Annotated in this window: 16 protein-coding genes; 8 read left to right on the forward strand and 8 right to left on the reverse strand. The window is 36.3% G+C overall.

The genetic code is table 11. The features are described from left to right. Positions 1–3: 3 nt before the first annotated feature. Complete coding sequence (locus CPT03_RS06860) at positions 4–1,737, reverse strand: phospho-sugar mutase (RefSeq protein WP_099438149.1); 1,734 nt, start codon at positions 1,735–1,737, stop codon at positions 4–6. Positions 1,738–2,005: 268 nt separating this feature from the next. Here CPT03_RS06860 and CPT03_RS06865 point away from each other — a divergent pair, with 268 nt between their 5' ends. Together CPT03_RS06865 and lysA are read left to right on the forward strand one after the other, a co-directional pair. Next, on the forward strand, positions 2,006–3,319 hold the full coding sequence (locus CPT03_RS06865) for an aspartate kinase (protein WP_099438150.1): 1,314 nt from the start codon (positions 2,006–2,008) through the stop codon (positions 3,317–3,319). 178 nt (positions 3,320–3,497) lie between these two features. Continuing rightward, on the forward strand, positions 3,498–4,655 hold the full coding sequence (gene lysA / locus CPT03_RS06870; RefSeq protein ID WP_099438151.1) for a diaminopimelate decarboxylase: 1,158 nt from the start codon (positions 3,498–3,500) through the stop codon (positions 4,653–4,655). Positions 4,656–4,719: 64 nt separating this feature from the next. On the opposite strand, the gene CPT03_RS06875 is transcribed toward lysA, so the two are convergent. The 3 genes from CPT03_RS06875 to CPT03_RS06885 are packed head-to-tail and all read right to left on the reverse strand — an operon-like array spanning position 4,720 to position 9,048. Beyond that, the gene (locus tag CPT03_RS06875) at positions 4,720–5,100 is read right to left on the reverse strand and encodes an SRPBCC domain-containing protein (RefSeq protein ID WP_099438152.1); all 381 of its coding nucleotides are present in this window, start codon (positions 5,098–5,100) and stop codon (positions 4,720–4,722) included. 2 nt (positions 5,101–5,102) lie between these two features. Next, complete coding sequence (locus CPT03_RS06880; protein ID WP_099438153.1) at positions 5,103–7,817, reverse strand: DUF3857 domain-containing protein; 2,715 nt, start codon at positions 7,815–7,817, stop codon at positions 5,103–5,105. A gap of 40 nt (positions 7,818–7,857) precedes the next feature. Further along, a complete protein-coding gene (locus CPT03_RS06885) occupies positions 7,858–9,048 on the reverse strand; it encodes an acyl-CoA dehydrogenase family protein (protein ID WP_099438154.1) in 1,191 nt (396 codons plus the stop codon). A gap of 99 nt (positions 9,049–9,147) precedes the next feature. On the opposite strand from CPT03_RS06885, the gene CPT03_RS06890 reads away from it, so the two are divergent. Beyond that, the gene (locus tag CPT03_RS06890) at positions 9,148–9,528 is read left to right on the forward strand and encodes a dihydroneopterin aldolase (RefSeq protein ID WP_099438155.1); all 381 of its coding nucleotides are present in this window, start codon (positions 9,148–9,150) and stop codon (positions 9,526–9,528) included. Between the two features lie 35 nt (positions 9,529–9,563). Next, positions 9,564–10,961 (forward strand): FAD-binding oxidoreductase, encoded by a 1,398-nt coding sequence (locus CPT03_RS06895; RefSeq protein WP_099438156.1) that lies wholly within the window; start codon positions 9,564–9,566, stop codon positions 10,959–10,961. A gap of 17 nt (positions 10,962–10,978) precedes the next feature. Here the strand turns inward: CPT03_RS06895 and CPT03_RS06900 are convergent, their stop codons facing one another. Then, the gene (locus tag CPT03_RS06900) at positions 10,979–11,470 is read right to left on the reverse strand and encodes an acyl-CoA thioesterase (RefSeq protein ID WP_099438157.1); all 492 of its coding nucleotides are present in this window, start codon (positions 11,468–11,470) and stop codon (positions 10,979–10,981) included. A 76-nt stretch (positions 11,471–11,546) separates the two neighbouring features. Between CPT03_RS06900 and CPT03_RS06905 the strand changes: the two genes are divergently transcribed. Beyond that, on the forward strand, positions 11,547–11,978 hold the full coding sequence (locus CPT03_RS06905) for an Hsp20/alpha crystallin family protein (RefSeq protein ID WP_099438158.1): 432 nt from the start codon (positions 11,547–11,549) through the stop codon (positions 11,976–11,978). A gap of 258 nt (positions 11,979–12,236) precedes the next feature. On the opposite strand, the gene CPT03_RS06910 is transcribed toward CPT03_RS06905, so the two are convergent. After that, positions 12,237–13,628, reverse strand: coding sequence for an arginine decarboxylase (locus tag CPT03_RS06910; RefSeq protein ID WP_099438159.1), 1,392 nt, complete (start codon positions 13,626–13,628; stop codon positions 12,237–12,239). Positions 13,629–13,731: 103 nt separating this feature from the next. Here CPT03_RS06910 and rocF point away from each other — a divergent pair, with 103 nt between their 5' ends. Both rocF and argS read left to right on the forward strand, forming a co-directional pair. Further along, complete coding sequence (gene rocF, locus CPT03_RS06915) at positions 13,732–14,682, forward strand: arginase (RefSeq protein WP_099438160.1); 951 nt, start codon at positions 13,732–13,734, stop codon at positions 14,680–14,682. Positions 14,683–14,706: 24 nt separating this feature from the next. Then, positions 14,707–16,482 (forward strand): arginine--tRNA ligase, encoded by a 1,776-nt coding sequence (gene argS, locus CPT03_RS06920; RefSeq protein WP_099438161.1) that lies wholly within the window; start codon positions 14,707–14,709, stop codon positions 16,480–16,482. A 49-nt stretch (positions 16,483–16,531) separates the two neighbouring features. Here argS and CPT03_RS06925 read toward each other — a convergent pair whose 3' ends face one another. Further along, positions 16,532–18,301 carry a CotH kinase family protein gene (locus tag CPT03_RS06925; protein ID WP_099438162.1) on the reverse strand — a complete coding sequence of 590 codons (1,770 nt, stop codon included), beginning with the start codon at positions 18,299–18,301 and terminating at the stop codon, positions 16,532–16,534. A 63-nt stretch (positions 18,302–18,364) separates the two neighbouring features. Then, positions 18,365–19,507, reverse strand: coding sequence for an AI-2E family transporter (locus CPT03_RS06930; RefSeq protein ID WP_317044340.1), 1,143 nt, complete (start codon positions 19,505–19,507; stop codon positions 18,365–18,367). An 83-nt stretch (positions 19,508–19,590) separates the two neighbouring features. Here CPT03_RS06930 and mnmE point away from each other — a divergent pair, with 83 nt between their 5' ends. After that, positions 19,591–20,961 (forward strand): tRNA uridine-5-carboxymethylaminomethyl(34) synthesis GTPase MnmE, encoded by a 1,371-nt coding sequence (gene mnmE, locus CPT03_RS06935; RefSeq protein WP_099438164.1) that lies wholly within the window; start codon positions 19,591–19,593, stop codon positions 20,959–20,961. Positions 20,962–21,298: the final 337 nt, after the last annotated feature.

The following is a 21,298-nucleotide window of genomic DNA, read 5'->3' on the forward strand; positions in this document are numbered from 1 at the left end:
TTATCAAACCTCTAAATCATTCATTATAGCTTTTACTTTGGCACTTAACTCAGCATCAGCTGCTTTAAAACTAGCCTTATCTTTAAGTGGTGCATTTACACTGCAGTAGAATTTAATTTTAGGCTCGGTACCTGATGGTCTGGCCGAGATAATACTTCCATCTTCAGTAATAAATTGAAGTACATCTGATTTAGGTAGCTCCAATTGTTTCTTTTGATTTGCGATAAGATCTGTTTCTACACCCAATTCATAGTCTTTTAAGGTTGCAACTTTAGAACCACCAAGTGTAACAGGAGGATTGTTTCTGAATTTCTCCATCATTGCTTTAATTTCTTCAGCACCTGTTTTTCCTTTTTTGGTTATAGATACCAATTCTTCTTTATACAAACCATACTGCACATACATATCAAGCATAGCGTTATATAAACTACTGCCTTTATCTTTGTAAAAAGCAGTCATTTCTGCAATAAAAGCACATGATACAACAGCATCTTTATCTCTTACTAGTTCCCCTATAAGGTAACCGTAGCTCTCTTCGCCACCACCTATAAACGTTTTCTTTCCTTCAAGATTTGTCATTAATTGACCAATCCATTTAAAACCTGTTAAGGTATTGTAATAAGTAACATTCTTAGCCTTAGCTATTGTTTCTATTAAATTTGATGTTACAATAGTTTTAACAATATACTGCTCTCCGGTAAGTTTACCTTTTTCTTCCCAGGCACTTAACAGATAATTGATCAATAAGCTACCTGTTTGGTTTCCGTTTAGGAGCACAAATTCACCATCATTGTTTTTAACCGCAATACCAACACGATCGGCATCAGGATCTGTTGCCAGAACAAGATCAGCATCTATTTCCTGAGCTTTTTTAAGTGCTAGTGTTAAGGCCTCTTTTTCTTCCGGGTTTGGATATACAACGGTTGGGAAGTTACCATCAGGAGTACTTTGCTCTTCAACCAGCGTTAAATTTGTAAAACCGAATTGTTCAAGTGCTTTAGGAACCAAAGTAATTCCTGTACCATGAATAGGAGAGTATACAATTTTAAGATCTTTTTGGCGGGCAATAGCTTCAGGTGATACTGAAAGTTCAGTGATTTTATCCAGATAAAGCTGATCAATATCTTCTCCAATAAGTTCTATATTACTGTCAATACGATCAAATTTAACCTCATCAATACTTTTAATATTGGCAACTTCGTCCATTACAAGGGTATCATCAGGTGCGGTAAATTGTCCGCCATCTGCACCATATGCCTTATAACCGTTATACTCTTTTGGATTATGAGAAGCAGTAAGCATTACACCGCTTCGGCAGCCCAATTCGCGGATAGCGAAAGATAATTCTGGCGTAGGTCTCAGTGCTTTAAAGAAATAAACATGTATTCCATTTGCCGAAAACACATCAGCAGTGATCTTTGCAAAATAATCAGAATTATTCCTACTATCGTGAGCAATGGCAACTTTTACCTTTTCTCCCGGATATTTTTTTTGAAGATAGTTAGCTAAACCTTGTGTTGCAGTTCCAATTGTGTATTTATTGATCCTGTTAGATCCTGCGCCCATTATTCCGCGTAAACCGCCTGTACCAAATTCCAGGCTTCTGTAAAATGAATCAGTAAGCTCAGTAAAAGCTTCTTTATCTAGCAACTGCTGTATTTCCAGCTTAGTTTTTTCGTCGTAATTGCCATTAAGCCATTCGTTTATGGTATTTAATGTAGCTGCTTCTAATTGCATAGTTTATGATGTGTTTTTTAGATATCGTAATGAAAAACAGTAATATACTCGTTAAGTTTTACTTGAGAAATGTAATTCTTATAATATTCCAAATTTTATTTTGTCAATATCATGATTATTAGCTCCCTTTTCTTTAATTTCACGCCCTAATATAAGTATATAACCAATTTGATTGAAATAATATTAACCTTTAAAATCTAAATAACTAATAATGAAACCATCAGAATTTTACTGATGGGGTTATTACCAAAAAACAATTTATAAAATTATGAGAATATTAAAGTTTGGAGGAACTTCTGTAGGAAGCCCTGAGCGGATGAAAAAATTGCTGGATATCATTAATCCGGCAGAAGAACAAATTGTAGTGCTTTCAGCAGTGTCTGGCACAACGAACAGTTTAGTGGAAATTTCAGCCAAACTTTTAAAGGAAGATAAACAGGCTGCGTTAAGTCTTATTAACGCATTACATCAAAAATATAATGAATTTGTAGCCGAGCTTTTAGTAGAAGGTGATTTTCGCGAACAAGGCCAGGAAGTGGTAAATTATCACTTTAACTTCCTTGAAACATTGGTAAACGATCTTTTTACACCGATTGAGGAAAAAGTAGTACTTGCACAAGGCGAGTTATTATCAACCACATTATATCATATCTATCTTAAATCGATAGGCGTTCCATCTGTATTGCTTCCTGCTTTGGATTTTATGAAAACTGATGAGGACAATGAACCTGATGTTCCTTTTACAACCAAGCACTTACAACCAATATTAGATCAAAATAAAGGAAATAAACTGTTTATTACACAAGGGTTTATTTGCAGAAACAGCTTTGGCGAAGTAGATAACCTTAGACGTGGCGGAAGTGATTATACTGCATCGCTGATTGGTGCGGCCATTTTAGCTGAAGAAGTTCAGATATGGACCGATATTGATGGTATGCACAATAATGATCCAAGAATAGTTAAAGGAACTAAACCTATTTCTCAGCTTTCATTTGATGAGGCTGCTGAGTTGGCTTACTTTGGTGCTAAGATATTACACCCACAATCTGTTTTTCCTGCTCAAAAATATAAAATTCCGGTAAGGCTATTGAACACAATGGAGCCATCGGCTTCTGGTACTTTGATTACTAATGACAGTGAAAAGGGCAAGATAAAATCTATTGCCGCTAAAGATGGCATCACTGCAATTAAGATCCAATCGAGCAGAATGTTATTGGCTTATGGTTTCTTACGTCGTGTTTTTGAGATCTTTGAGCGTTATAAAACACCAATAGATATGATCACTACTTCTGAAGTAGCTGTTTCAGTAACTGTTGATTTCACAGACAATCTTGATAAAATTATTGAAGAGCTACATGATTTTGGAAGTGTTGAAGTGGATAACAATCAATCGATAGTTTGTGTAGTGGGCGATTTTAGTGCAGAGAAACATGGGTATGCGGCTCGTGTGCTAGATTCAATTAAACACATTCCCGTACGCATGATATCGTATGGTGGTAGCAACTATAACATTTCGTTGTTGATTAACACTGATGATAAAACTGAAGCTTTAAAAAGCTTACATAACCGCTTATTTGAATAATTATCTTCTTCTAAGCCAAAAGATAATACCAGCTATAATGAAAACGAGTGCGATGAAGAGACGATTTCTTCTTTCGTACTCTTTTCTACTGATCTTCTGCTTTTTATAGTCAAAATGATTGCCTAAGTAGATCAGGCTCAAAACAATAATTACAATTATAAAAAGATATTTAAACATTATGTTTTCTGATAAAGATATATCGCACTTCGCAAATTTAGAAACACCTTTCTATTTCTACGATCTTACTTTGCTGCAAAAAACGCTTAGTACTTGTGCTGATGCCGCTAAGTTATATAATTTTCATGTGCACTATGCCATGAAGGCAAACTTCAATGAGCGGGTTTTAGAAAAAATTAAGGATACAGGCTTTGGAGCTGATTGTGTTAGTGGAGGTGAAGTAAGCAAAGCGATAGAAGTTGGTTTTAAAAAGAATCAGGTAGTTTTTGCCGGTGTTGGTAAATCTGATAAAGAAATTAATGGGGCTTTGGATAACGATATCTTCTGTTTTAATGTAGAATCTATTCAGGAGCTTGAAGTTATAAATGAATTAGCCGGTAAGAAAAACAAAAAGGCCAGGGTAGCTATTCGGATTAATCCTAACGTAGATGCACACACGCATCATAACATTACCACAGGTTTGGATGAGAATAAGTTTGGTATAAACTCATGGGATTTGCCATTGTGTGCCGAGACTTTAAAGAAATCAGCTAACCTGGAGTTTCTTGGCATTCATTTCCATATTGGTTCTCAGATAACTAATCTTGATGTATATAAAAATCTTTGTGTACGTGTAAATGAATTTGCAGCATGGTTTGAAGAAAGAGGATTTACCGTAAAAGTATTAAACGTTGGTGGTGGTTTGGGTATTGATTATCATAATCCGGAACAACAGATTCCTGACTTCGGTGCCTACTTCAAAATATTCTCGGAGTTTCTAAATGTCAGATCAAATCAGGAAGTTCATTTTGAATTGGGCCGTGCCTTGGTAGGGCAATCTTCATCTTTGATAAGTAAAGTATTGTATGTAAAGAATGGGAAGAAAAAGAACTTTATTATTCTTGATGCAGGAATGACAGAGTTGATGAGACCGGCACTTTACCAGGCATATCATAAAATATCTAATATTTCAAAATTAGCTGAAGCAGATGCTGTAAAGTATGATGTTGTTGGCCCTATTTGTGAAAGCACAGATTGTTTTGGTAAAGAGGTAGAATTGCCAACAACACTTCGTGGAGATCTTATTGCTTTAAATAGCACTGGTGCTTACGGTGAGGTAATGGCTTCGCATTACAATTTAAGAGAAAATATTGTGTCTGTTTATAATACGGATATTTAAAATTCAGTGTAACAATACTTAAAAAGCCCATATGTAGTAATATGGGCTTTTTGTTTTAGAAATTTTATTCCTCAAAAAAGTCAATCAGACCACCTAAATAGTACTCTTCAATACCTTCGGTAAAATCCTTAAAGTCCTCATCGGGAATATTCGTTTGAACAAATTCCAGCGAAGTTCCCTTTTTATCTTCGTGTAGTTTAATAGTTACTATTGATGGCTCATTATCTTCGCCAAAATACCATTGCTGAACTATTTTTTTACCATAGTCAAATTCAATGTTTTTGCCGGTAATATCACCTTCCCAAAAAGAAAATTCAGTATTGGCTTCTTCTGTAAATTCAACCTCAGCACCGGTCCACAATTGTATGCTTTGCGCCTTTGTTAATGCCCAATAAACCTCTTCAGGCGGGGCAGGCAGGTAAGTGTATTTTTTATATGTCTTCATAATTATTCTCGCGGTTTTTCAGATTCAACACTTGCCGGCTCATTTGTTTCTGTTATTACTTCCTGATTAGCATTATATTCAGGTTCCTGTAAAACAGTTGTTTTTGGCTTATATTGTTCACTGTAATATTCTGCCAATGCCCATTCCCATTTGGTCTTAGGGTAAGTAAATACAAAAGTTTCTTTTACCTTTTCAGACTTCAATAAGTACCAGATCCAGGCAGTTATAATTACCAAGGCCCAAATTACGCGCGGAACTTCTTTGATGCTTGCTGAAGCTGTTCCTGATATATACTCCACGTAAAAACCAATGGCAAGGTCAAAGATAAGAAATCCCGTATGTGAAATAGAAAGGATAATGAATTGTTTAGGAAAACTGGATCGTCTGTTAAAGAATAGCAGCGCACAATAAATACTATATGCAAACATAAAGCCGTAAAAAACTCCTTCAATAAGGAATAAGCCTCTTACAATCCATTGTGATGAACCGAAGGCGCCCATTCTGATCCAAAAATCATTACCAAAAAGACCTAAAATTATCGGACTTAATAACATCATGAATGGTAAGTAAACAACTCTCATTCCCAGAAATACCAGCCAGCCATTAATATTACTGGCATATGCGATTTTTTCAATATCAAAGTCTGAACTTTTACGATAAAAGCGCAAGGCAAAGAACCCCGTAATTATAGTAGCTATAATAAAAGGAATAACAGCAATAGCGTTTACACCAGAACCACCTGCAGAGAGGGCAGATGCCTTACGGTTAACATGATAAGTTAAATATTCAGTAATTTTTTTACTTTCCTTTATGTAGTTTTTAACCTCATCGGGTTCAATAACGCCGGTCATTGTACGAAAAGTGTAATCGAATGTTGCCTTACGACCTCGCTGAAACCGGTAAAGCTCAAAATAATACTTATCATTTTCGATTTTAAAAGACTCTGTTCCGAGGTCTGCGTCATAAGGCATTGTAATAGATATCCTTTGCTGAATATTTACATGATTTGACATTGCCAACGGGGCAATTCTTTTACTCCCTTTAATACTTCTAAGTTCATGCTGTATCAAGTCGCCATAAAAATAGAATTGCTTATCATTTCCATCGTTACTGTCTGCCCAGGCATTATTAATCTGATAACTTTCAGTAATTTCTACGGTATTGTTCTCTTCATCATCTACATATTTAAGCGCATCCTTCAATTCAATTTCAGGATACAACTTAGTATAGTATTCAAGGTAATTCTTTTCTGCACCATCAGTGCCAGACGCAGCTATTTCCGCTCTGATGTTATCTGCATAATTATCTGTATAAGTGGTTTTTATCAGCAGTTGTGTTATAGCGTTTTCTGTAGTATCAGCTAAAATAAAATCAAGATCAGAAATTATTTTACCTGCCGGATTGCTTTCTATTTTCTCCAGGCTATTTACATTCTTTTTAAGTACAAGTGCATTGCCGTAATCAGGAGAATAGAAATTATCAAATGATCCACGTTGATAAGAGATGGTTGGGTCAATCCAGGTTTTAAAATAGTCGTATTCAACCATTACAATTACGTGGTTAAAAATAAAAGGACTAGGTAAAAAATCAGTGGTTTTATCCCTTAAATAAGTATCCACATAGGCCATATACCCTTTAATGTCCATTGCTTTTAACAAATGAACAAGCAGTAACGATTTATCCTTGCAGTCGCCATACCTTTGTTTTAATATGTTTTCAGGAGAATTGGGGCGATGGGAGTAAGGGCCTATTTCAATTCCCATGTATCTGATTTCATCCTGAACAAACCTGGTGGCCAATTCAATGTATTTCTTTTTATCGTTACCGGCTTTTGATTTTAATTCTGCTACCTTTTTGTCAACAAGCGGAGTTTTTAAATCAGAGTAATCATTTATAGCCAAGCCCCATTCAACTACCTCATTCCAGTTTTTATATTCGCTTACCTGAGATCTTTTTAAAGGATTATACCATGACGGCTCAAAATCAACTCCACGATGAGTTTTAGTTAGTGTACTTTCCCATTCATAAAACTTAAGATTGTCTTTTACAGTAACCTTTGGTGCATCGGCCCCGGCAAAATTCTTTGTATTGAGCGATCTGTTTTTATCAAAAATTATATTGGTATAAACATGGCTTATGCTGGTTTGGCCTTCTAAATAAACTGTTGACGAAAACTTTTTGCCGAATATTGGATTATCACCTTGTAACGAATAAGAAAACTCAATTCTATCACCTTTTCTTACATCATCCAGTAGTAAAAAGGCTTCATAAGTTCCATTGTAAATAAATCTTGAAAGCTCTTTTTCGGATTGCAGGATTTTAAATTTACTTGCAGATAATTGGTCCTGAGGGATATTATTTCGCCAGACAACTACCTTATGAAAAATGAGTTTTTGATAATCAGGAGCATAGCTAATGGAGATTTGAGAACCATTTTGAACTCCGGCATCAGAAACAATCTCTCTTATTATATGAACAAATTCCTCTTTGCGTTCTACATGATTTTGGTTTTCATAGAGCGACAAATAGTACCCATCAGAAACATCTTTTAATGGAGTTTTAACCTTTTTTTCTACAATTTTTACTAACCATGAAGGTTCAGTTTTATTTACAGAAAAGCCTTTCCCTTGTCCATAGCTATTTACTGAAATAACCAATAAAACAAACAATAAAGGTAAAAGTATCCTTAAAGATTTACGAAGTGTTAAGAGCGGCATAATTAAAATATAAAGAGTTGAGAAGCGCTAATTTACATAATTATTTAAATGCATTTATGCCCGTTACATCCATTCCTGTAATTAATAAATGAATATCATGGGTTCCCTCGTAAGTTACTACAGATTCCAGATTCATCATGTGTCTCATAATTGAATATTCACCTGTAATTCCCATACCGCCAAGCATTTGTCGGGCATTACGTGCAATATCTAAAGCAATTTCTACACTGTTTCTTTTTGCCATAGAAATCTGTTCAGATGTAGCCCTGTTTTCACTTTTTAATGTACCTAAGCGCCAAACTAATAATTGACCTTTAGTTATTTCGGTAATCATTTCGGCTAGTTTTTTTTGCTGTAGCTGAAATCCGCCAATCGGTTTGCCAAACTGAACACGTTCTTTAGAATAGCGTAAGGCAGTATCATAGCAATCCATAGCAGCACCCAAAGCACCCCATGCAATACCATAACGTGCCTGATTTAGGCAACCTAATGGACCTTTTAATCCACTTATTTCAGGAAAAATATTTTCTTTAGGAACCTTAACGTTATCAAATACCAATTCACCTGTTGCAGAAGCCCTTAAGCTCCATTTCCCGTGCGTTTCAGGGGTTGTAAAGCCTTCCATGCCCCGTTCCACAACCATTCCTCTTATTTTTCCTGATTCATCTTTAGCCCAGACAACTGCTATGTCAGCAAATGGAGCATTAGAAATCCACATTTTTGCACCATTTAATAAATAGTGGCTTCCATTATCTTTAATGTTGGTTACCATGCCACCCGGATTAGAACCATGATCTGGCTCTGTTAATCCAAAACAACCCATCAGCTCTCCGGTGGCAAGTTTAGGCAGGTATTTTTTGCGTTGTTCTTCTGTGCCGTAAGCAAAAATAGGATACATAACCAACGAGCCTTGTACAGAAGCGGTAGACCTAATACCAGAATCGCCCCGCTCTATTTCCTGCATAATAATCCCATATGCAGTATAATCAAGGCCAGCGCCTCCATATTCAACTGGGATGGTAGGGCCAAAAGCTCCTATTTCTCCTAGCCCTTTAATAACCTGTTTCGGGAATTCCGCTCTTTGCGCATAATCTTCAATTATTGGGCTTAATTCCTTTTTAACCCAATCTCTAACAGTAGACCGGATCAATTTATGTTCTTCAGAAAGTAATTCGTCAAGTAAATAATAGTCGGGAGCTTCGTAAAGGTCTTTCTTGGCAGATTTATTCATTGTTTCCACTATATTTGGTTGCACAATCAGCTATTATTCCAAAGGTAATAATTTCGGGCAAGGGCTGGTTATAACAGATAAAAAATTTAATTTCGTCAAATGACCGGTGTTCAAAACTATATACAGACTGTTGCACTAAGAGATGTTAAATGTTATGCATTTCATGGCTATTACCCTGAAGAACAACTTACAGGTATCTATTTTATGGTTGATGTAGTGGTTACATTTACACCGAATACGGATACAGAAAATCTGGAAAGAACTGTAAACTATGAGATTTTGAACAACATTATTTTGGATGAAATGAAAAACACCCGCAAAATGCTCGAAACAGTTGTTAAAAGTATTTTAGACAGAGTGGTTAAAAATTATCCGTTTGTACACACTGCCGAGGTTGGTATTAGAAAACTAAATCCGCCAATGCCAGGTGAAATTGGGCACTCATTTGTGCAATTAAGTTATCGCTCTGCTAATTCATAAACAACCATTCTAAATTTTAATAGCTGAAAAAACTGATGGCATTTAATAAAATTACAACCGACCTATTAGATCAGATAAAAATAATTATTGGCGCACCTAATGTATTTACAGATGAGGAATCCCTAAATACCTATAGTCATGATGAAACAGAAGATCTAAAATACTATCCGGAAGTTGTAGTAAAACCAACTGACGCAGCTGCAATTTCTGCTTTATTAAAGCTATGCAATGAACATCATATCCCTGTTACTCCGCGTGGTGGAGGTACCGGACTTAGTGGCGCTGCGCTACCTGTTTATGGTGGTGTGCTTTTATCGATGGAAAAGTTTAAGGCTATAATTGAGATAGATACTGAAAACCTGCAGGCAACGGTTGAACCTGGAGTTATAACTGAAGACTTTATAAATGCGGTTGGGGAACATGGATTGCTATATCCTGTAGATCCATCGAGCAAGGGTTCTTGCTTTATTGGTGGCAATGTTGCCCATGGCTCTGGCGGCCCCAGAGTTGTTAAATATGGAACAATAAGGGAGTATATTTTAAATCTGGAGGTTGTATTGCCAACAGGCGAAATTATTTGGACGGGTGCCAATACATTAAAGTATGCATCTGGTTACAATCTTACTCAAATGATGATTGGCTCTGAAGGTACCTTAGCTGTTGTTACTAAAATAGTAACAAAGCTGGTTCCTAAACCGCAACAAAGTGTTTTAATGCTTGCTTCTTTTGGAGAAAATGAAAAGGCATGCGCTGCTGTTTCGGCAATATTTAGAGCCGGCATTGTTCCATCAGCCTTAGAATTTATGGAAAGAAAAGGAGTGGAGTGGGTTATTAAATTTGACGATATTAAGTTTGATTTAAAAGACGATGTAAACGCTTTCCTTTTAATTGAGTTTGATGGCGACGATATGGATTCGATTTTTAAAGATTGCGAAAAAGTAAACCTCGTTCTTGAGCAGTTTGAGTGCAGTGAGGTTCTTTTTGCTGATACGGCTCAACAAAAAGAGGATTTATGGCGTATGCGCCGTACTATGGCTGAATCTGTCAAATCAAATTCAGTTTATAAAGAAGAAGATACTGTTGTGCCCAGGGCTGCCTTGCCAAAGTTGATTAATGGAATAAAAGAAATAGGATCCAGATATGGATTTGAGAGTGTTTGTTATGGCCATGCAGGAGATGGCAACCTTCATATCAACATCATTAAAGCAGGAATGAGTGATGAGGATTGGAAAAATAAACTTAAAGATGGTATTGTAGAAATATTTGAATTAACCAGTGCTTTGGGAGGTACAATTTCCGGAGAACACGGTATTGGATTGGTTCAGAAAGAATTTATGCCTATAAAATACAGTCAGATTAACCTTAACTTGATGAGGGGAATTAAAGGCGTATTTGACCCCAATGGCATCCTAAACCCTGGTAAAATCTTTTAGAAACAGGAGCAGCCCGGTTAATTGTTATCGAGCTGCTCAAAAATCATCATCTTGTTTTTTTCTTCTTCAGGTATTGGTGCTGATGTTTTAGCTTCATAATCAAAAGCTACGCACACTGTTTTCCCTTTACTGCAAACTACTTCCTGGCCATTTTCCATTTTTATTAATAAGTATTCCAGATCAAAACTGCTTTTTCCTATCCTGGAAGTTCTCACATAAATACTAATCTTATCTTCCAGAAAAATGGGAACAATGTATTCTAAAGAGGCGTGAGCAATAACAACACCTGTTTTTTTCCAATCCCATTGTACAGCTTGTTTCCAATATTTGGCCCGTGCAATTTCCATATAGGTAAAGTAGGTTGCATTGTTTACATGCCCCATCATATCAAAATCTGCAAATCGTGTTTCGATATTGGTTTTATACTTAAAACTGTCTATTTGATTCACGATATCTGCCGTTTTGTCTTGCTTTGTTGTTTTGTTGCGCCAAAATGTCTTTAAAATCATAAATAATTGGGTTGGTATAGGAGTTGATTATAGAGTTTATATAAAATTTAAAACAAAAAAATAGGAGACATAAACGATGACACTAGTAAAATTTAACAACAGAACCAGGAACACCGCACCTTACTTTAACAATGTATTTGACTCTTTGTTTAGCGAAGCCATAAATAAAAACTTAACCGTTAACAAAGTACCGGGAGTAAATATTTTAGAAACGGAAGCTGAATACAAGATTGAAATTGCTGCTCCGGGTTTAACTAAAGAAGATTTTCAAATCAACTTAAAAAAAGATACACTTTCTGTTTGGGCTGAGAAAAAAGTAAGCGAAACAGAAGAGAAAAAAGATTATACACGCAGAGAATTTGATTACTTCTCGTTTGCAAGGTCATTTGTTTTGCCTGAAAGCGTAAACGCAGATAATATTACTGCTGAATATGTTAACGGGATTTTAAACATCACGATTGGAAAAGATGAAGTAAAATCTCAAAATAAAGAAATTAAAGTTTCATAATAAGGTTAGAGTTTGGTTTTTTAGGATGATAAGGGTGTGCCGCAAGGTGCACCCTTTCTTTTTTTATCTTAATTTTTAAATATAAATAAAGTGATGCAAGGGAAGTTCTACGGTTTACATATGGATTTATCCCTATCAACTCCCTATTAAGTCCCTGTTTAGCCCGTATATAATCCGCATGCTGAAATTACTAAAAAAAAGCCTGCACAAATTAGTGTACAGGCTCAATGTTATTATGAAATTAATTTATTAAAAGATCTAGGTGTAGCCTAGAATTTTAAGCACCTGTTTACTGTTTTGCTCTTCACCAAATACTTCAAAGTTGAATGTTTCATCTCTGTTTCTGCGGATAATAACATGCTTAGGACTAGGCAATAAGCAGTGATGTATACCACCATAACCACTTAGTACTTCCTGGTATGCCCCGGTATTAAAGAAGCCAAGGTATTGTACTTTACGTGTTTTTGGCATAAACACACTATTCATGTGCGCTTCCTGATTGTAGTAATCTTGTCCATCGCAGGTAATACCGCCTAAGTTTACCCTTTCGTATTCGGCATCCCAGTTATTCACCGGAAGTAAAATATACTTTTGGTTTAACGCCCAAACATCCGGAAGATTGGTGATAAATGATCCATCAAGCATTAGCCACTTCTCTCTGTCGTTCTGTTGTTTACGGCCTAATACTTTATATAAAATACCTGAGGCCTCTGCAACAGTGTATTTTCCGAATTCAGTAATAATATCAGGCTCAACAACATCATGCTCTGCACAGATCTCTTTAATCCTTTTTACGATCTCATTAACCATGTATTCATAATCAAAATCGAACACTAATGAATCTTTAAATGGCATACCACCACCAATATCCAATGTATCCAATTCAGGGTTAATTTTCTTAAATTTACAGTAAAGCGTAACGTATTTCTCTAATTCGTTCCAATAATAAGGCGAATCAGTAATACCCGAATTAATGAAGAAATGCAAAAGCTTAACCCTGAAATTTGGGTTAGCCGAGATTTTATTGTTGTAAAACTCAATTACATCCTCTAAACGAACACCTAATCTTGAAGTATAAAATTGGGAATCCGGTTGTTCCTCAGCCGCGATACGGATACCAAGATTACAAGGAGTATCCATTTCAACTTCATCATCAAAAAGGTTAAACTCTTCTTTATTATCTAAAACAGGGATGATGTTTTTATATCCATCGTGCAACATATCTATAATATATTGCTTGTATTGATACGTTTTAAAACCGTTACATATTACGGTTATGTCTTTTGTTAAAGCACCTTTCTTTTCTAATGCCTCAATCATAGGCATATCAAAAGCAGATGAAGTTTCTAAGTGAATACCATTTTTAAGCGCCTCTTCTACAATATGACGGAAGTGGGAACTTTTGGTACAATAACAATACTTATAGTCTCCGCGATAGTTGTTCTTGATGATAGCCGTTTGGAACAACAACTTGGCTTGCTGGATCTTTTTACTAATTAAAGGAAGGTAGGTAAAACGCAATGGCGTGCCATAGGTTTCAATCATTTCCATTAGATTTAGATCTTGAAAATATAATTCGTCGTCTATAACGCTGAAACCTTCCTGAGGAAAACCAACACTTAGATCAAGAAATTCGGAGTAACTCTGCATTTTTTATATTTTTGAACTATTATTTATAGGGTTTGGCAAATTAAAATGAGTTAATTTTGTTGCCAAAGATAAACACTTTATAAAATACACCCGTATTTTTTTTATGACTAAGACTTTAAAAATTATTGAGGTAAAATCAGAGATCGGTGCCGGTACACGGGGAGCCAGTTTAGGGGTGGATGCAATTAAGATTGCTGCGCTTGATTTTGGCAGTCGTTTCTTTAAAAAACATAAAACTGTAGAGGTTCCAAATGAGAACCACTTGCTGCTAGAAACTACTGGCAGTCCGTTTGCAAAGCGTATATCCGGAATACTTACAATGGTAGAACGGGTAAGTGATGAGGTAAATTCAACTTTAAATAAAAATGAGTTTCCTATTGTACTTGCCGGCGATCATAGTACTGCTGCAGGAACAATTGCAGGTATTAAGACGGCTTTTCCGAAGGCTAAGTTAGGAGTTATATGGATTGATGCCCATGCTGATATTCACTCGCCTTATACAACACCCTCGGGAAATATGCACGGAATGCCTTTAGCAATGGCTCTTGATGAAGACAATACAGAATCAAAAGTTAATATACTTGATCAGGAAACCATTAATTATTGGTATCAACTAAAAAATGTAGGTAATATTGCTCCGAAAATTAACTATAGGGATTTGGTATTAATATCGGCCAGGGATATGGAAAAGCCAGAGGAGTACCTGCTTAAAAAAAATAAAGTTAAAATATTTACTACTGCCGAGTTAAGAAAAAGAGGAGTAGAGCGTACGGTTATTGAAACTCTTAAGTATCTGGATCACTGTGATATGATTTATGTATCCTTTGATGTTGATTCACTTGATCCTACTGCATCCAGAGGAACCGGAACTCCTGTTGCTCAGGGATTAACAGAACGGGAAGCTGGCAATTTAATGTCGCGGCTAATTACCAATCAAAAGGTTTGCTGCTTCGAAATTGTTGAAGTAAACCCAACACTTGATAAGGAAAATCAAATGGCTGAACATGCTTTTGAGATTTTAATTAAAGCTACTAATGCTTTTAGAAACGAATAAAAACGCTCCAAATAAGATAAGAACATGAATATTGAACAACATATAGTAACTGCAACTATAGCAGCAGTAAAGCAATTATACGATCAGGATATCCCTGAAAATCAGATTAACCTACAGGATACAAGAACTGAATTTGAAGGACAAATAACAATCGTTGTGTTTCCTGTGGTTAGGTTTTCTAAAAAATCACCGGAGGTAACAGCAAATGATCTTGGCGAATATTTAGTAGCTAACGTACCAGACATTACTGCATTTAATGTGATTAAGGGATTTTTGAACTTAACTGTTGCTGACTCATATTGGATAAATTTATTTAATAATGAGTTGCTTAATCCTTCATTTGGATCTATAAAACCAAATGGCCAGAAAGTGATGGTTGAATATTCTTCTCCCAACACTAATAAACCTTTACACCTGGGCCACGTGAGAAATAACCTGTTAGGTTATTCTGTAGCTGAATTGCTTAAGGCTGATGGTTATGAGGTGATTAAGGTGAATTTAGTGAATGATAGGGGTATCCATATTTGCAAGTCGATGTTGGCATGGCAAAAATGGGGCAACGGCGAAACTCCTGAAAGTGCTTTCTTAAAAGGAGATCACCTTGTAGGTAAATACTATGTGATTTTTGATAAGGAGTACAAGAAGGAAATAGAGGCATTAAAAGCTGAAGGACAAACGGAAGAAGAAGCCAAAAAGAATGCCCCGTTAATTATTGAGGCGCAAAAAATGCTTCAGGATTGGGAGGCTGGTGATGCGGAGGTTATTGATCTTTGGAAAAAGATGAATGGCTGGGTTTACGATGGATTTGCTGTAACCTACAAAAATCTGGGTGTTGATTTTGATAAATACTATTATGAAAGTAACACCTATTTATTAGGAAAAGGAACTGTGGATGAGGGACTTGAAAAGGGCGTTTTCTTTAAAAAACCAGATGGTTCTGTATGGATTGATTTAACTGCTGATGGCTTAGACCAGAAATTGGTTTTACGTGCTGACGGAACTTCGGTTTATATTACTCAGGATTTGGGTACCGCCCAAATGAAACATGATGACTTTAAAATGGATCAATCGCTATATGTGGTTGGTAATGAACAAGACTACCACTTTAAGGTGTTGTTTTTAATACTAGAGAAACTTGGGAAATCGTGGGCTAAAGGCATGCATCATTTATCGTATGGGATGGTTGATTTGCCTAGCGGTAAAATGAAATCGAGAGAGGGAACTGTGGTTGATGCTGATGATCTGATTGCTGAAATGGTGACTACAGCTAAGCAAAAAACCGAGGTATTAGGTAAGGTGAACAACTTTTCTGAAGAGGAAAAGGAAGCTTTGTATAGCCAAATTGGATTGGGTGCTTTAAAGTATTTCCTTTTAAAGGTTGAACCTAAAAAGCGTTTACTTTTTGACCCTTCTGAATCAATAGATTTTCAAGGTAACACTGGTCCGTTTATTCAATACACCCATGCGCGTATCAAATCTTTGCTAACCAAGGGATCATATATTGCTACCCAAGCTCCTGATGTAGCTATTACTGCTACAGAACTGGAGATGATCATGCTGTTGGCAAAATACCCATCAGAAATATCTGCAGCAGCTAAAGCTTATAGTCCTGCAACGTTAGCAAATTACCTTTATGAGGTAGCCAAAATGTTTAACAAGTTCTATCATGAAGTTCCACCTATTGTTAAAGAGGAAAATGCTGCACTTAAGCAGCATCGCCTGAATTTAAGTGCGGTAACTGCCGAAATCCTTAAAAAAGGAATGAACATACTTGGTATTACTGTACCAGAAAGAATGTAATTTTATATAAATAGACAGGCCCGGCAACTTAAACGCCGGGCCTGTTTTGTTAAAAGCCAGCTACATATTGGTCTATATACCCTACACGCTTGTTCATCCAGGTCCGCATGTTCTGATAATCGGCCATAAAATCCCCACTGCCAGTACCCCATTTGGTATAATCTCTTTTCCTTGAAGCTTCAATAGTACTTGCGTATTTATCGAGGTATAACATTAGCTCAGGTACTTTTGTCGACTTAAAAGAGGCCCATTTTTGTTTAAATAATGTTTTTACTTTCGGATCACTTAGTAGTCGCTTAAAGAATACAGTGCCTGCAGAAGAAGAATTCCACAGTAAATCGTTATTGTATTTTACAAAATGAGTACCTGTGCCTTCAAAGCCAAAAGCCCAGTCAAAGTCCCATAAAGGTCCAAAGCTGTATTTTCCATTTTTCGGCTTGTATACATAAAGACTTTTTGGATGGTTAAGCTCCTCATTGTCTGTTAGGTTACATACAATAAATAAATCTACGAGTGAGTTGATATCCAGATAATCTGAATAATTGTTGCCCGGAAAAGCAGAAGAAGCGATGGCATTCTCCATAACCTGAAATTCATTTTGTAATGCATTTAACCCTGCCTCAGAACTGATGTCGGGATATTTAACCATTACCGGCAGGTTATAATTAGTGGATTTAAACTTCCAGGGCTCGTCAAAATAGGCATCCAGTTCTAACAGGGTACCGCCATCTTCAATGTTTACGCGGTTTGTAGCTACGGCAACTTGTTCGGTAAAAACATAGCTACCCATGTAGGTATCGTTTATGGTTAACTCAACGGGAATAATGTGATTGGTGTATGGCATCTGCAGTAGCTGACCTGCTTTCATGGCCACCGCGTTGAACATCAAAGTGGGATCCAGATAGTTTGCCAGTAGTACCCAATCTTTTTCTTCTGCAAGTCCCAGCAGTGCTGCTTTCTTGTCCAACTTTAAGCGGTATGGCTTTTTAGGATATCCCCAGGTTGAATTCCCTCTACCTTTTATTCTGGTTGTGCCAGAATAGTCCTGGAATCCGCCCAGGCCCTCAATTTTTATTGTAGCCTGTAAATAATCGTCTTTTGATACAATTGGGGCATTTCCTGCGGTTGTTATACTAATTCGTGGAACAGATGCTTCCCAATCAATACTGATCAGGTACTCTGCTTTGGTGCCATATCGGGATGTCAGCGTATATTTTACAGGCTGGCTGAAATCAACGACTGTTTTACCACTTTCTTGCACAATACCATCTATAGTGACTGAAGTGGCTTGGGTTGAAAATGTAGCAATTAGCTTCTGTTTGAAATATTTTAGTTTCGCAGTTGCCTTATTGCCATTAATCGTAAAATTAAGGTCAGCTGGCAGATCGGGATTATTTGTTTTTAAAATGGAAAAGGCATTCAAAATTAGCCCTGGATCATCAACCTGCCTAATAGTTACGGTGTAGGTTTGCTCTGAGCCATCTTCGGCAGTAATAACGTATTTGACAGGCAATGAAAAGTCCTGAACAGAAAGGGTAGATTGCTGAGTACTTCCTTTTACGGTTACACTTTTTCCGGTAATAGTAAATGTTGCTTTAAGGCTGCTCACATTTAAACCCTTACTAACCGGAAGCACTATACTGTTCCCGCTGATTTCTCCGTTGATATCAATTTTAATAGATTCGGTGTTGTGGGCCGCTTCAATTTTAAAAGCAGTGATTTCTTTAGCGCTGCTTAAGGGGATGTCCTTTTTCTTACAGCCGGTGGCAATACCCACCACTAGAAAAAGTAATGCGATTTTTTTGGTTAAGTGGTTCATTTGGTTAGTGATATCTTAAAAGTATTACACAATAATAACTTAAAAATATCACACCGTAACATCTTATTTTTCTGTACCTGCCTTTAGAGTAACTGGTTTCTTTTTTCTGAAGGTTGCGAAGCTCATCGGACTTTTAGCAGGACGTTCATCTCCCAATAATACTCCCCATTGTTTAAACATCACTGTTCTATCAAAAATAACCTTTAAAACAGCAATTACCGGAAGGGAAAGAAACATTCCCGATACTCCGGCAATGCTCCCGCCAATTATTACTCCTAAAATTGCAAATAAAGCATTGATTTTCACTTTTGAGCCTACAATCCTTGGCATCAGTATGTTATTATCTAGAAACTGAACTACAGCTATTACAATTAATACCGTAATAACTGGCCAAAGCTCTGTAGAAGAGGTAAGGGTTAGCAAGACCCCAATAATATTACCAATAAGTGCCCCCACATAGGGAATAAGATTTAGAATAGCGAATATAACACCAATTAGCAGGGCGTGCTTAATTCCAACCAGGAACAAGATTCCGCCCAATAGTATAGTCATGTAGCTCACCTGAATTAATAAACCAACCAGGTAACTTTTTATAATTGCTTCAGTTTCATAGATTGCTTCTTTTACCTTTGGGTGATGCTCTGGTTTAAACCACATAAAAATAAAGCGCAGCAAAATGTCTTTATAGAACAACATAAGATAGATGTAGATAGGCAGCAAACCAACAAATACAAATACTGAAGTTAGGGTAACAGCAGCTCCGCTTGCTGCTTTACCAGCCATACCTAATAAATCGTCACTTTTTTCGGTGATAAACTTAAGTTGCTCTGTTGTTGAAATATGACTAACGCTATTTACCCAATTACTTAATGCCTTTAGGTGTATATTTACATTGTTTTTTATTTGGGGAAAATCGGATACTAAAATTCCTACCTGTGCTGAAAAAAACCAGACCAGCAATCCTATCAATATAACCAGCAGTAAAATTGGGAGTATAATTGCAATTGCTTCGGGTAGTTTTTTTCTAATTAAAAAGCGATAAACCGGCAATACTACAATACTGATGAAAAATGCCATAATAACTGGCATAATGATGTTGTTGCCGACTACTAAGATAGCTACTAATAAAACCAGACCCAATAATTCGATTGATCGTTTTACGGTAAGAGGCATGTCTGTCATAGGTAAAGTATTTAGATTTTTCATTGAGTAACACTGAAAGGTATGAAATGTTTGGCTAGTTTTGCAAGAAAATACCCTTTTAGTAAATCTATATCCATATAAAAGAAATGATCACAAACGAAACCATTGTTGCTTTATCTACACCACCCGGAGTGGGTGCAATAGGTGTTATACGCCTTTCAGGAAAAGATGCAATAGCTATTACAAACTCGGTTTTTAGTGGCAAGGATTTACTGGCTCAGGAATCTCATACCATACATTTTGGATTAATTAAAGATGGTAATGCTGTTATAGATGAGGTTCTTGTGAGTTTGTTTGTTGCCCCAAAATCATATACAAAAGAAAACGTTGTCGAAATTTCTTGTCATGGTTCCAACTATATCATTCAGCAGATTATAACGCTTTTAATAAAAAAAGGAGCAAGTGCTGCAAAACCAGGAGAGTTTACCTTAAGGGCATTTTTAAATGGGGGATTAGATTTATCTCAGGCTGAGGCTGTTGCTGATTTGATTTCTTCAGATTCTTCTGCTGCTCATCAGGTAGCCATGAATCAGCTAAGGGGTGGTTTTAGTACAGAACTTAACGTATTACGCGAGCAATTGATTCACTTTGCTTCGATGATAGAGTTAGAACTGGACTTTGCTGAGGAGGACGTAGAATTTGCCAACAGAGATCAGCTGCAGGAATTGATTACAAAAATCACTCTTGTATTAAATAAGTTGATTCGCTCTTTTGAGCTTGGAAATGTGATTAAACAAGGTATTAATACTGTGATTGCTGGCAGGCCAAATGCAGGAAAATCGACATTGTTAAACGCCCTTTTAAATGAAGATAGAGCGATTGTTAGTGAGATTGCCGGCACAACACGTGATACTATTGAAGAGCTTTTAAACATAAATGGTATTAATTTTAGGCTTATTGATACTGCTGGTATTCGTGAAGCTACCGATACTATTGAAGCTATTGGAGTTGAAAAAACAATGCAAAAAATTAATCAGTCGGCACTGTTGGTATATCTGTTTGATGTTGTGAATACATCGGCAACTGAGGTTCATGATGATATTGCACGTTTGTATAAACCTGGTATTCCGTTTTTAGCTGTGGCTAATAAAATGGACCTCTCTTACAGTGATCGTTTAAAGGAGCTTAAACTTCCCTCAGATATTGCATTTATCTCTATATCAGCAAAAGAGAATCAGCATATTGAAGAGTTGAAACAATTGCTTTATGATACGGCAGTGGGAGATAAGCTATCGGATAATCATACCATGGTAACAAATATTAGGCACGTAGAGGCATTGCAAAAAACACAGGCAGCTTTAAGCAATGTAGCTAATGGCTTGGATAATCCGGTTACTTCAGACTTTTTAGCAATGGATATTAAGCAAGCTTTACATTACCTTGGAGAAATTACCGGACAGGTTACTACAGATGATTTGCTTGAGAATATATTTAGCAAGTTTTGTATCGGAAAGTAACAAACGATAAATACCGAGAAATAACAATTAATAAATAGTATTAAAACCCTTATAATCAACAATTATAAGGGTTTTTTGTTTATCGATGTTTTTTGATTTTTTTGTACCTTTCGTTAATATTTGTACCTTTATTAGGATGTTTTTAAAAAGGTACAAATAAATACAGTATTTTTAGTGTATCGGAGAAATGATGAAACACTTTGAAACATCTGGAAACAGGTAGAAACATCCTGAAACAATTTTGTATGAGTTCAAATATCAGATTGAATAGATTCTGCGAGGAGTGTAATGCATTATTTGTCGCTAAGACTACAGTGACACGATTTTGTAGCAGGTC

The sequence above is a fragment of the Pedobacter ginsengisoli genome (assembly GCF_002736205.1).
Taxonomy (GTDB): Bacteria; Bacteroidota; Bacteroidia; order Sphingobacteriales; family Sphingobacteriaceae; genus Pedobacter; species Pedobacter ginsengisoli_A.

What these genes read in the sequence shown, in the direction of transcription:
- CPT03_RS06910 (WP_099438159.1), bottom strand. Translation starts at nt 13,628, where the DNA reads ATGCAGAGTTACTCCGAATTTCTTGATCTAAGTGTTGGTTTTCCTCAG.
- lysA (WP_099438151.1), top strand. Translation starts at nt 3,498, where the DNA reads ATGTTTTCTGATAAAGATATATCGCACTTCGCAAATTTAGAAACACCT.
- CPT03_RS06875 (WP_099438152.1), bottom strand. Translation starts at nt 5,100, where the DNA reads ATGAAGACATATAAAAAATACACTTACCTGCCTGCCCCGCCTGAAGAG.
- CPT03_RS06890 (WP_099438155.1), top strand. Translation starts at nt 9,148, where the DNA reads ATGACCGGTGTTCAAAACTATATACAGACTGTTGCACTAAGAGATGTT.
- CPT03_RS06885 (WP_099438154.1), bottom strand. Translation starts at nt 9,048, where the DNA reads ATGAATAAATCTGCCAAGAAAGACCTTTACGAAGCTCCCGACTATTAT.
- CPT03_RS06925 (WP_099438162.1), bottom strand. Translation starts at nt 18,301, where the DNA reads ATGAACCACTTAACCAAAAAAATCGCATTACTTTTTCTAGTGGTGGGT.
- CPT03_RS06880 (WP_099438153.1), bottom strand. Translation starts at nt 7,817, where the DNA reads ATGCCGCTCTTAACACTTCGTAAATCTTTAAGGATACTTTTACCTTTA.
- CPT03_RS06900 (WP_099438157.1), bottom strand. Translation starts at nt 11,470, where the DNA reads ATGATTTTAAAGACATTTTGGCGCAACAAAACAACAAAGCAAGACAAA.
- CPT03_RS06860 (WP_099438149.1), bottom strand. Translation starts at nt 1,737, where the DNA reads ATGCAATTAGAAGCAGCTACATTAAATACCATAAACGAATGGCTTAAT.
- argS (WP_099438161.1), top strand. Translation starts at nt 14,707, where the DNA reads ATGAATATTGAACAACATATAGTAACTGCAACTATAGCAGCAGTAAAG.
- CPT03_RS06865 (WP_099438150.1), top strand. Translation starts at nt 2,006, where the DNA reads ATGAGAATATTAAAGTTTGGAGGAACTTCTGTAGGAAGCCCTGAGCGG.
- rocF (WP_099438160.1), top strand. Translation starts at nt 13,732, where the DNA reads ATGACTAAGACTTTAAAAATTATTGAGGTAAAATCAGAGATCGGTGCC.
- CPT03_RS06895 (WP_099438156.1), top strand. Translation starts at nt 9,564, where the DNA reads ATGGCATTTAATAAAATTACAACCGACCTATTAGATCAGATAAAAATA.
- CPT03_RS06905 (WP_099438158.1), top strand. Translation starts at nt 11,547, where the DNA reads ATGACACTAGTAAAATTTAACAACAGAACCAGGAACACCGCACCTTAC.
- mnmE (WP_099438164.1), top strand. Translation starts at nt 19,591, where the DNA reads ATGATCACAAACGAAACCATTGTTGCTTTATCTACACCACCCGGAGTG.
- CPT03_RS06930 (WP_317044340.1), bottom strand. Translation starts at nt 19,507, where the DNA reads ATGAAAAATCTAAATACTTTACCTATGACAGACATGCCTCTTACCGTA.